7 protein-coding genes are annotated in these 12,330 nt (G+C 64.1%); 5 read left to right on the top strand and 2 right to left on the bottom strand.

Annotated features, from left to right (window positions below):
* The first annotated feature begins 339 nt into the window (after positions 1-339).
* Together SB753_RS27105 and rfbC are read left to right on the top strand one after the other, a co-directional pair.
* Entirely contained in the window at positions 340-1,335 is a 996-nt protein-coding gene (locus tag SB753_RS27105; protein ID WP_027804932.1) for a GlxA family transcriptional regulator, read from the top strand.
* A gap of 102 nt (positions 1,336-1,437) precedes the next feature.
* Complete coding sequence (rfbC, locus tag SB753_RS27100; protein WP_020069906.1) at positions 1,438-1,989, top strand: dTDP-4-dehydrorhamnose 3,5-epimerase; 552 nt, start codon at positions 1,438-1,440, stop codon at positions 1,987-1,989.
* 71 nt (positions 1,990-2,060) lie between these two features.
* Here the strand turns inward: rfbC and SB753_RS27095 are convergent, their stop codons facing one another.
* Positions 2,061-2,951 carry an EamA family transporter gene (locus tag SB753_RS27095; RefSeq protein ID WP_410802776.1) on the bottom strand — a complete coding sequence of 297 codons (891 nt, stop codon included), beginning with the start codon at positions 2,949-2,951 and terminating at the stop codon, positions 2,061-2,063.
* Between the two features lie 78 nt (positions 2,952-3,029).
* Between SB753_RS27095 and SB753_RS27090 the strand changes: the two genes are divergently transcribed.
* Positions 3,030-3,953 carry a LysR substrate-binding domain-containing protein gene (locus SB753_RS27090; protein ID WP_410802774.1) on the top strand — a complete coding sequence of 308 codons (924 nt, stop codon included), beginning with the start codon at positions 3,030-3,032 and terminating at the stop codon, positions 3,951-3,953.
* Positions 3,954-4,157: 204 nt separating this feature from the next.
* Here SB753_RS27090 and SB753_RS27085 read toward each other — a convergent pair whose 3' ends face one another.
* Positions 4,158-4,319 carry a DUF1328 domain-containing protein gene (locus SB753_RS27085; protein WP_006051149.1) on the bottom strand — a complete coding sequence of 54 codons (162 nt, stop codon included), beginning with the start codon at positions 4,317-4,319 and terminating at the stop codon, positions 4,158-4,160.
* Between the two features lie 1,232 nt (positions 4,320-5,551).
* Here SB753_RS27085 and SB753_RS27080 point away from each other — a divergent pair.
* Positions 5,552-8,386, top strand: a complete 2,835-nt coding sequence (locus tag SB753_RS27080; RefSeq protein WP_410802904.1) for a sugar ABC transporter — start codon at positions 5,552-5,554, stop codon at positions 8,384-8,386.
* A 37-nt stretch (positions 8,387-8,423) separates the two neighbouring features.
* Positions 8,424-12,320, top strand: a complete 3,897-nt coding sequence (locus SB753_RS27075; RefSeq protein ID WP_410802902.1) for a tetratricopeptide repeat protein — start codon at positions 8,424-8,426, stop codon at positions 12,318-12,320.
* The last annotated feature ends 10 nt before the right edge of the window (positions 12,321-12,330 follow it).

Raw genomic sequence — 12,330 nt, 5'->3', positions numbered from 1 at the left:
GGCGTATGCACACGGCATTCCACGGGGAAAGCGAGGCGGGCTGCGGTCCCGCTCAGCCGCGGCTCGCAGGGCTCGGCGGCGGCGCGCGGTAGGTTTTTCCGCTCCGGATTCACGCGTCGGCTAATTATTACTTGCATCAAATGAGAATAATTTTCGTCAGACGTTAAATGCCTGGCTAATTCCGTTGTTTTCAAATTTACTAACGGGATTCATTCGGCTAACATCGCTGATAATGCGTGAAGCGGCGTTCACCGATGTTGAATAGCGATTATCAGTTGATCCATATCGTCGGAGTAACGCGCGTCCTCGTCCAACCACGTAGACATTTTGAGGAAGACCATGTCCCACATCCACGTCGATTCCGCGAGGGTTACCTGGTTACACACGCCCGCTGTCAATGTGCGCACAGCGGCGCGGCGAATTGGTGTGCTGTTGTTCGACGGCTTCTGGTTGCTTGGCCCCGGTACGGTCGTCGAAATGTTCCAGACCGCGAACGAACTTTCCGGTACGCGCCCAGGCGAAGAGCCGCCGTATGAAGTGCAGTTCCTGTCGCTCGACGGCGGCAGCGTGCCCAGTTCGTCGGCCGCGCGCATCTGGACCGATCGTATCGACACGCGCTATGGAACCGGCTTCGACGTCCTTTTCATTGCCGGCGGTCACGGCGCGCATGAGGCGGCCCGCGACCAGCGCCTGCTCGGCTGGCTGCGCTCGGTGCAGGCACGCACTCGTGCGATCGAAACCATCGGCGAAGGGCGGCTCGTGCTGGAGGCGGCCAATCCGGGCGACCCGGAGGCGCTGCAAATCGGCCGCTATGGCCGCGGCGGGGCGGACGCTATCCTCAGCGCGTCCAACGATCGCAATGACTGCGCCCGCAGCGCGCTGATGTTCATCAAGCGCGATCTAGGCGCAGAACTGGCGCGCAGCGTTGCCGAACGCGTGATGCCTGGCATGGCTGCGACGTGGGTTCCGCTGCCCGCCGAGGGCGGCACGCTGAGCGTGGCGGAAAAAATCCGCGCGGCCGCGCGCTGGATGGAAGCGAACTGCGACCGTCCGGTGTCGGTTGCCGACGCAGCCCAGGTCGCCGCGATGAGTGAGCGCAATTTCCTGCGTCGTTTCAAGCATGAGATGCACGTCACACCGTCCGACTACCTGTTGCAGGTGCGTCTGCGGATTGCTTGCAACTTCCTCACTGAAACCGAACTGCCGGTCGACAAGATCGCGCGGCGCAGCGGCACCGGCAACGGCGACCGCCTTGCAAAGATCTTCCGCAAGCGCATGGCGCTATCGCCAACCGAATATCGCGCCCGCAGCCGGCTTGCCTCCTCGGAGCTCTGACAGTAGAGCGCGTCTGTAGGGCAGGCGCGTTTCAAGGCCGCCGCGCGGACGCGCGGCGGTGTCCTCGTTCTTTGTCGAGCAGTTTCTTACGGGCACAGTGGCATGGGCAACCAGGTGTTGGCAACGGCACTGCCGGAAGTGAAACTCATCGAGCCCGAGGTGTTTGGCGACCCATTCGGTTTCTGTTATGAGAGCTTTGCCGCGGACGAGTTTACCGCCGACGTCGCACGCGGTTTCGACTTCGTGCAAGACCGGCATCTGCGCGCGGTGCATGGCGTGCTGCGCGGATTGCACTATCAGGTCCAACGTCCGCAAGGCCGGCTCATGCAGGTCGTGGCAGGCGAAATTTTCGACGTCGCCGTGGACGTGCGGCTCAATTCACCGAACTTCGGCAAGTGGTGCGGCACGCACCTGAGCGCGGAAAACCATCGGCAGATCTGGGTGCCGCCGGGCTTCGCGCATGGCTTCGTCGTGCTTTCCGACGTCGCCGAGTGTCTGTGGAAAACAACCGAGTACTGGTTTCCCGAACTGGAGCGCTGCATCTTGTGGAGCGACCCGGACATCGGCATTGAATGGCCGATCGATTTCGAGCCGATTGTCGGCGCGAAGGACGCTGCCGGGCGGCGTCTATACGAAGCCGAGAACATGGCTTAGCCGCGCATGCGCTTCCGCAGTTGAGTGGTCCTTACTGCACGACGCGCTCGACGGATCGCAATGCGCCGTTGCTACCGCGCGGCCACCACCGCGCCGACACTTGCGGCCACCACGAACAACGTGCCCGCGACCTGCAGAATACCCATCGGCTGATGCAATACGACAAAGCCTGCCACCGCACCGATGGCTGGCTCTACACTCATCAGGATACCGAACGAACCTGCGGGCATATGACGCAACGCCACCATTTCCAACGCATAGGGCAATAGAGGAACGAGTATCGCAAGGCCGGCGGTCGCCGCGAGTTGGCCTGCGGCCACGTGTATGCCGTTCTGTGCGAGGCCGAAAGGCGTGGCCACGAGCGCCGCTGCAATCAGCGAGACCGACAGGCCTTCAAGACCCGCGAAGAGCTTGCCGGTCTTTTTCATCAACACGATGTAGCTGCCCCAGCCGCAAGCGGCGGCAAGCGCAAGGAATACGCCGAGCGGTTCACCCACCCAGCCGCCGCGATCGCGCGAAAGCAGCACGACGCCGGCAATCGCCAGCGCGGGCCATAGAAGCGCACGTGCACGGCGGACGGCCAGGGTTGCGACCGTTAGCGGCCCGAGAAAGTCGATCGCCACCGCGAGGCCGAGTGGAATGCGTTGAAGCGCCGCGAAAAAACACAACGTCATGCCGGCCATCGCGGCGCCGAGCGCGCCCGCGGCGAACCAGTGCGCGCGCGAGTAGCTGCGAACGCGCGGCCTTACCAGCACTGCGAGCACGAGGGCGGCCCAGCAGAGCCGCAGCCAGGTGGTGCTGAGCGAGCCGTATACCGACATGGTCGGTTCGGAAAGCGCGGCGCCGAACTGGACGCTCGACATGGACAGCACGCACAGCAACGCTGCACCGGCCGCGGCGCGCGCAGGTTTGATGTCGGCCGGGTCGGGCGCGGCTGCGCATTTGATTGTCGTGTCCTGCATGGTTTTTTTCGGGTCGCTGTGTGAATGTTCACGCTATCTTATCGGCTCCCGCGCTACTAAGATAAGTTGATATTTCTTATGCCGACTTCAACAATCGTGATGACCCGTGACCTCGACAGCAGTCTGCTTCGCACATTTGTCACCGTCGCGGAGACGGGCGCGGTGGGCGTGGCCGCAATCCGTCTCGCACGCACCCAGGCCGCGGTGAGCATGCAGTTGCGCCGTCTTGAAGAAGACCTCGGTCAGCGGCTGCTCGACCGTTCGCCACGCGGCGTGCAACTCACCGAGGCCGGCCATCTGCTGCTGCCGTACGCGCACACGATTCTCGGCGCGGGTGCCGATGCGCGGCGTGCGTTGAGCGCGGGGCAGGTGTCGGGCACGGTACGGCTCGGCATGCTCGAGGACATCGCCGTCGGTCGCTTGCCGCGTGCGTTGCGGCGTTTTTCGATTGCCTATCCGCGAGTCGCGCTCGAAATCGTCGTGGATAGCAGCGCCGCTTTATCCAGGCGGCTCGTAGACGGCGGCCTCGATGTGGTCGTTGCCGATCCCGCGTTGGTGAACGGCACGCCTTTGCTCACATGGACCCAACCGCTGTTCTGGGTCGGCGCGCGCGGCTATTCGCGCGACGCCGAAGCGCTCTTACCGCTGGTCGCTTTCGGCGACACATGTCTGTGGCAACAGAATGTGTTGACGGCGCTGCGCCGCGCGGGCATCGGCTGGCGCATCGTGTGTACGAGCACGAGCTTGCCGGCGGTGCAGTCGGCGGTCGAAGCGGGGCTCGGCGTGTCGGTATTGCTCGAAGGCAATATTCGTTCGGAGTCCATGAGAATTCTGGGTCGTGCCGATGGCTTGCCCGATGCGCCCGCTGCGGATTTTGGGCTGTTCACGCGCGAGGTCGCGGGCGCGCAGGAGGCAGCGGTGCAGACGTTGCAAGGTTTTCTATGCGAGGAGTTGCATCTGGGCATGCGGGAGAGCGACTCGCGCGTGCTGTCGGAGGAATGAAGCAGATACAGACGAGGGAATGCTGGAGTGGCGCGTGGAACACGCTGAAGACTGGCGGCACACGTATAGCGCGATGCGCGTGCTGCGTTGCGGAGAAGCCCGGCGTGAGCGGCAACTATTGCAATACACCGTGGCAGGTATTGCAAGAGGTTGTTCGCACGCGCCGGGGCGGGTATTCCTCCGCTTATACAGCCGATGCGGTGATCAGCGCCGCATCACGCCCATCAGCAAGGTGACGAGGAAAATCACCACGAAGATGAAGAACAGCACCTTGGCGATCTCCGTCGCGCCGGCGGCGATGCCGCCAAAGCCGAATACCGCGGCGATGATAGCGATGACGAAGAAGATTGCAGCGTATCGAAGCATGAGGCCTCCCACCGATGAATACTGGATTGAAAGTAGAACGGCGGCTCGCCTCGGGTTAGGTCCCCGCAACGAGCGATCTGCCGGCGAGCGATGTTGAGCAATGGCTGTGCCTGGTGCCCACCAACCGTCAGCGGCGACCTTGCCGTTGCCTCACTGCAACGACACGCTAAGCGCCGCGGAGCGCCTCATGCCGTGAAAAACGGATATCCACCGACGATAACGTTTGCGCGAGTCAATAAGCATGCTGCCGAGTGGATCGATGTGTCAGTTGATTTGCGCTGCATAAAAACAGGCGTGTCAAATAAAAAATAGTTAATCCGCATTTAATAAGAGTGAAGCAGCGGGGGCGTCACGGCGGCAGAAACAACAAGATGTCGTGCGGCTGCCGTTGAGTCGCTCAACAAAATCCGCCCCAAGCATGACCGTATTAACGCCACTCACCACCGCAAATCAGCGGTATCAAACCGTCGCGCACTGGCACAAATCGGGTTTTAGCGATTTCCAGGGGAAGTCCACCGAACGGTTTCCGGCTAAAGCGGTTTATCGAAAATCACTTCACCAAACGGCCAACGGCGGAACCCCGGCGGTCCTTCTGTCGCGCCGGATTGCGCGCCAATAACAACGTGCGGCGGCGACGATTCCGCCAGCAGGGCACCTGACACAACACTGGCGCTCCGAGCCCCATCTTGCCCGCTTAAGCCTGCTCGAAAGATTCCCGCTGAAAACGATTAAGTCATTCGTGGATTGTTAATTGTTGTCAGACCGAACCATTTTGGACCCGACGGGTGGTGAAGAGGTGAAACGTTTGCGCCGTCATATAGGATTGGGTAGCACAGTAGTTCGTTGATGTTCCGGGCGTTTTTGGCGATTGTTGGTAAAAAACCCGAGCGCCAGAATACTCGTGCAATTTGAAAAAACAGCTATTAGAATGCGCAGCCTGGACGCGGGGCGGCTATTAACGCCAGAGGGGCCGTGGCGGTGTTTTATTACGCCGTTGTAAAGGTCGGCGCAGCGCGCGTCAAAAAAGAGGGGCAGTCAATCGAGTGGGCTGCAGTAAAGCCCAAAAAAAAGCCGCGTTCAATGCGGGCCGGTAAAAGAGCAGAAACCGAAGAAGAAATCACATGCCATTGGGGATTCAAACGATCGGGGGTGCGCGCCGGGCGCTTCGCAACGGGCCGGGCGGCGAGGCGACGCCAGCGCGTTTCGAGCGAGGACGTGGCCAGCCGCGCCTCATGCGTGTGTCCGAGTGCGCTGTACTTGCGGCGCTCGCGATCGTCTACGGCAGCGCGAACGCTCAGTCGACGGCGCCGCAATCCCGATCCACGACTTTACCCACGGCACCGCTAGCTCAGACAGAAGCGCGCACTGCGCAAGCGGGTGCCTCTGCGTCAGTCAATCTCGCGTTTTTCGACGGCGCCAATGTGCCGGTCGACTTGTTGCAAGCGTTCGATGCCGTCGTCGTCGATCCGTCGCATGGTTTCGATCCGTCGGCGAATCCGTTGCGCCATACGGTATGGCTCGCGCGCACCGGTGCGGACGCCGCTGCCAGCACGCCCGGTGCATTCGTCGCGAGCGTAATCGAGCCGCTGTGGCAACGCGGTTATCGTGGCTTCCTGCTCGACACGCCGCAAGCACTTGCATCGATCGACGCGATTCGCGCGGCGCATCCCGACGCGCGAATCGTGATCGGCGGCGACGACGCGCTTAAGCTCGCCGCGCCGCATGCCAAAGCGCTGTATGCGGTGGTGGGCCCGTCGCTCGTCAGCGGTGCGAGCGCGAGCGGTGCCGGGCAGATCGTCGTTTCCGCAGACGACCGCGCGGCGCGCGTCGCCGCGGCGCAAGCGTACATGCGGCAGACGGGCGTGCCCGTCGTGTCGATCGAATACTGCGCCGCCGATGACCGCGCGTGCGCGCGCAGGACGGCGGCGCAGGTGGTGGCGACGGGCGTCACGCCCTATGTGACCGACGTGGCGCGCGACGTGGTCGGCATCGGCGCAATCGAAGTGCTGCCGCGCAAGGTGCTCGTCGTGCAGGACACGGGCGAAGATTTGCTGCTCGACGAAACCCCCGGCGTGCGTGACCTGGCAATGCCGCTGAACTATCTCGGCTATGACGTCGAGTACGCGAACGTCAACGACACGCTTCCCGATGACATTACGCCCGACCGCTACGCGGGCGTCGTTGCGTGGCTGCAGGGCAGCGGCACGCAGGACAGCGCCGTGTGGCGCAGATGGGTCGATGCGCGCATCGCCGCGCACGTTCCCGTTGCGTTTCTTGGCCAGTTCGGTTTCGACGCGGCCGAGGACGAAGGGCGCGCGCTCGATCTGCAGGCAGTGCCGGGTCCCTTCAGCGACAAGGTAGACGTCGTCTCGCGCGATCCGATGATCGGCTTCGAGATCGCTCCCAAGCTCGGCCCGCGCGATCTGACGGGCGTCCAGGTCGGCGCGGCCAGCCGGCCGCTGCTGCGCGTGAAGAGCGGTCAGGCGACGCTGGACCCGGTCGCGATCACGCCATGGGGCGGCTTCGCAATGAGCCCGTACACGGTCGTGTCGCTCAACGGCATCGACCAGGAGCGCTGGGCGATTCAACCGATTTCGTTCCTCACCGCCGCCTTGCGTCTGCAACAGATGCCGTCGCCGAGCGTGACCACGGAAAACGGGCGGCGTCTTTTCATGTCGCACGTCGACGGTGACGGTTTCGCGTCGCGAGCGGAATTCCCCGGCGCGGACTATTCGGGCGAAGCGCTGTATCAGCAGATTTTTACCCGCTACAAGGTGCCGATGACGCTGTCCGTCATCGAGGGTGAAGTGGGGCCCACGGGTCTTTACCCGAAAATTTCGCCGCGCCTGGAGGAGATTGCCCGCAAGATGTTCGCGCTGCCGTATGTGGCAATCGGCACTCATACCTACTCGCATCCGTTCGACTGGGGCAGCGTGGACGCGAAGACGGGCGAACGTGTGGACCGCGGCGGCGGCGATACTGCGTTCTCGCTGAACATTCCGAACTACACGTTCGACATCGACCGGGAGGTGACCGGCTCGATCGATTACATCAATACGCGCCTTGCGCCTCCCGGCAAGAAGACGACCATTCTGCAATGGCCCGGCAACTGCAAGCCGCCCGCGGTGGTGGTGCGCAAGGTCTACGCGGCGGGCGTCGCGAACGTGAACGGCGGCGACACCGTCATCACGAAGAGCGCGAGCAGCTGGACCAACATCGCGCCGATCGGCGTCGACAAAGGGCCGGGCGCGTATCAGGTGTACGCGCCGAATCAGGACGAGAACGTCTATACGAACGACTGGCTGGGTCCGTTCTACGGTTTCACGCGCGTGCTCGAAACCTTCGACATGACGGACAAGCCGTTGCGTTTCAAGCCGATCGACCTGTACTACCACATGTACAGCGGTACCAAGGTCGCTTCGCTGCGCGCGCTCGACCAGATTTTCACGGCGGTGCTCAAGCAAGCCGTGCTGCCCGTGCAGATGACCGATTACACGCAGAAGGTGCTCGACTGGCGTTCGTTCGCTGTCGCACGCGCGGTGCGCGGCGACGTCGACGCGGATGCAGGTGCAGGTGCAGGTGCCGATGGCGGCAAGCGTGCCGACGGCGACTGGATCGTGCGCGGCAACGGGGACGTGCGGGAGTTGCACTGGCCGCTGTCGACGGCGCCGGATCTGCGCGCATCGGCCGGCGTCACCGGCTATTCGGCCGGCCCCGACGGCACTTATATCCACTTCGCCGACGGCGCCGCTCGCGTGTCGTTCAACGGTGCCGATGCTCGCGATAGCTCTGCGGGAGCGCTTTCGAAAGCAGGCGCATTGCCCTACATCGCCGAAGCGAACGGCTTCGTTCGCAACTTCAGGCGCGGCGCAAACGGCATGTCGTTCGAATTCGGGGGCTACTACCAGCCGTTCGTCAGGCTTGCCCAGGCGGGCAGTTGCAGTGTGAATGTCGCCGGGCGTCCCGTCGCCGTGCACCGTGACGCCGCAGGCTTGCGCTTCGACACCCCGGCCTCCGCCGGTCTGGAGGTGAACTATCAGCCCGTCGAGATTTCCTGTGAGCGCTAAACGTCCCCGTATCGCACCGACCTGGCTCGTCTGTCTGATGGCGGGCGTCGTACTGCTGACGATATACGGCGTGTCGCCTCGCGGCGGCTTGCGCCAGCGCGTGGCGTCGGTCGGGGCGCCCAGCGAGCTGAGCGTCGCGTATCTGGAAGCATGGTCGAAGGTGCGGCCGGATAACGAGGAGTTTCTCTCGTTGCTCGGCGCGCAGTATTCGTATCTGGGACGCACCGCCGACACCGAGCGGATCGCCGCACGCATGGATGCGCTCGGCACCGACAACATGCATCGCACCGCGACGATGCTGCGTCTTTCGGTGGCGGAGCAGCGCACCTTTGCGATTCCCGAAGACGATCCGCGCCGCGCCCGCGAACTGAGCGATCTGCGCGTGCATTTGCAGGAAGCGGCAAAGCTGCAGTGGGCGCCGAAGGACCTCGAATGGCTCGCGCAACGCGCGGCTGCCGTCGGCCTGCCCGATCTCGCGGTGCAGCTTTACGCGCGGCTCTCGGCTAACGATCCCGATGGCCGCAACAAGTGGGACACGCAGATCACGCGCTACGCGCTGCAAGTGGGCGACTATCGCGCGGCTGCGGATGCCTGGTTCCGTCAGGAGGCTGCGGCTCGCACGCGCGACGAACAGCGCCGTTGTTTCGTGGCGGGCCTGCGCGCGTTGCAGTCGGGCAATCTGCTCGATGACGCGCTTGCCGCGGCGGATGCACATGGCAGCGCGCTCGCCGACGATCCGGCAACGCTCGTCGTGCTGCTGAATCTCGCGCGTGCCGCGAACCGGCCGCAAGCGGTCGATCGCTACGCGAAGATGCTGGCGCGCTATACGTCGAACGAATTGCGTGAGATGCCGCCGCAAGGGCTGCCTTCGCCCCGCGCGCAATACGCGTATATGGACGGACCTGTCGCGCGGCCCGGCGGCTTCGTGCTCGCGAGTCTGCGCGAGGCGATGCACGGCGAGGCGCAACATCCGCGCACGGTTCACGTCGTTCGCATTGCGACTGCAGCGACCCCGGCAAGCCGAGCGACACCGGCAAGCGCAGCCACCGCTGCATCCCAGACTAACCCGGACCCCGGCATCGCAAACACCGTATTCCAGGCGTTCGTTGAATCCGGCGATCTGCCCAACGCGCAGAAAATCGCCGCGCAACGGGTGCAGCGCGATCCGCGCTCCGCAGTGTGGGTCAAGCGACTCGCTGAAGTGGCGGAATGGAATCGCGAACCTTCGCTCGCGCTGAAGTCGTGGCTCGAATATGCGCAGGTGTCGAACGATCCCGTTGGCTGGCAAAACGTGCTGCGTATCGCACCAATGCTCAACGACGACGAAGCATATCTCGTTGCGCTGGTTCACCAGGCGCGCGCGAAGCCCGGCGACATGAAACTCGTCGACAGCGTCACCGCCACCTATGAACGTCTTGGCCGGCCCGACGACGGTCTGGCGTTCCTGCGTTCGCTGCCGCGCGGCGCGAATGGCGATGCGATCGATCAGCGTATAGGCGCGCTTGCCGAGCGGGCAGGGCACGACGAAGAGGCGCTCGCTACCTACCGCGCGGTGCAGGCCCGTCATCCGAACGACGCAACAGCCGCGCTGCGCACGGCGAGTGTGCTGTACCGCAAGGGCGACTATCGCGCCTCGCTCGCCGCGTTGTCCGCCGCGCGAGCGGGCGCAAAAGACGGTGACGAAGTTTTCTGGCGCAACTACGCCGAACTCGCGCGACTGCAGCAGCGCGACGACGACGCCAACGAGGCGTATCGCCACCTGCTCGCGAACGGCATGGCGACGCGGGAAGATCTCGGCGAAATGACGGATTTCTACGATCCGTATCCGATCGACGCAGGCCGCATCGCCGAGTTGCGCTTTCATCGCGAACACACGGCGCGTGCGTTGCGCGACGCGATCTACTACTACCTCGACGCGCAGGCATTGGACCGGATCGCGACGCTCCTCGCGAATCTCACGCCGGACGAGCGCAGGACCGCCGACGCGTCGCCCGTATTGCTCGGCGTACGCGCCGAATACTATCGCCTGATGGGGGAGCCGCAAAACGCACTTGCCGATCTGAAGCGGGCAGTGGACCTGCCCGGCGCAGGCTCCGACGTGAGTGCCGCGTATCTGTGGACCCTCGTCGACTACGGCAGCGACGCGGATCTGCGCGCCGCGCTCAAGCGCTGGCGCGGCAACGCCGCTCAAAGCTCGGCGTTGTGGGGCCCGTTCGCCGCCGCTGAAATGCGCCTGAACCGGCCCGTCGCCGCGCTCGACTATCTGCGGCGGCAGGCAGGCATGATGTCGCGCGATCCGTTATGGCTCCTTACCTATGCCGACGCACAGGAACAGTCGGGGCACGCGGGGCTGGCCTGGACCATCCGCAAGAAGGTGTGGCTGCAACTGCAGGACGAACAGGCGAAGCTCGCGAAACTCCACGGCGCGCAGCGCGCGTCGATGCGTGGCCGCGCCGCGCAGGACGCCGAGACGGCTGCCGATCTGCGCGGGCGCCGTGTGACGTTATCGACGGAGTTTGCAACGGGTGACGTCTCCGCCGCATTGCTCGACGACCTCATGTCCGCGCACGCAACGCCGGCCGACATCGCGCAACTGCGCCGCACCCTGATCGGCAACGCGAAGGGTTTGCCCGGCGGTGCGCCGATGCAAGGCGCCGATCTGCCGCAAAATGCGCAGGTGCGCGGCGCGGTTGCGAAGGACGTCGCGGTTGCATGGGCGCTGTCGCACGAAAGCAATCCGCTTGCGAAGCGCTGGCTCGCGCAGCAGTATGCCGAACGCCTGTCGCGTCCCGCCGACGCGCGGCTCACCATCGCGCTCGCCGAGAACAACGTCGGCGAGATGGAGCGTCTGCTCGATCTGGAGCGCTCGCGCTTGCCGGTCTACGACCGCATCGACGCGACCATCGCCGTCGATCATCCTGATCGCGCGCAACAGCTTGCGTTCGACGCCCTTGGCGGCGCGCCGGAAGACACCGAACTTCACACGCGGGTCACGGAGACGACGCTCGACTGGCCGCAATCGATCGACGCGAATGTCACCAACTACGTCGAGCATCCGCTCGATTACGTCGAGGCAACGCTTGCCGGCAGCCGCAAGATCGTCGAGCGTTATCTCGTTGGCGTGACTGCGGTCCAGCATTTTCAACATTCGACCGACATCACCCAACTTGTCAACGTGCCCTCGGTGGATCGTTGGCTCAACATCTACGGCGAGCGGCGCACGCGCGACACGTCGTTCACGATCACGGGCGGCAGGCGCGTTGCGTCCGCCTCGTTCTACACGCTCGATCTGGCGGGAGAGGTGGGCCGCAACTCGGCCCTGACACTCGGACTCCGCGCCGGCCGCAATCAGGTCGCGGACGAAACCCAGACGCTGCTGGTCGGCGGCATGAAAGACAACGTGATCGGCGATTTCACGTATCGCATGACGCAGCACATCACGCTCACGGGCAGCGTGGAGGCGGACCGTTTCTACAGCCAGGCGCGCACCTATATGGGCAGCGGCGTGCTGTCGACGGGCGAGGTGAGTTACCGGATTCGCACGCAGTACCCGGATTACACGCTGCGCGCGCTCATCACGCACGGCGGCTATGGCGCAAGCGGCCAGGCCGATGGCCTGATCTCGCGTCTGTTGCCGGTCGCGCTGCAACCGGCCACGCCGCGCGACTTCATGCCCGACACCTATACGCAATACGGCTTCTTCTTCGGCGCGGGCAACGATCTGCTCGAGCAGTACACGCACCGCTGGCGGCCTTTCTTCGACGTCGGCCTGCTGCACGATTCGATACAGGGATGGGGGCCGCAAATGAGCGTGGGTGTCGCGGGCACCGTGTTCGGCGGCGATCATGTCGCGGTGTTCCTGCAACATCAGCGCGTGTCGAAGATCGGCACGCCTGTCACGGTGCTGGGCGCGCGCTACAGCTGGTACTACTGATTACCGATTC

It is taken from the genome of Paraburkholderia sp. SIMBA_053 (assembly GCF_046534895.1).
GTDB classification, from domain to species: domain Bacteria; phylum Pseudomonadota; class Gammaproteobacteria; order Burkholderiales; family Burkholderiaceae; genus Paraburkholderia; species Paraburkholderia caledonica.
This window is presented reverse-complemented; position numbering and strand designations above follow the sequence as displayed.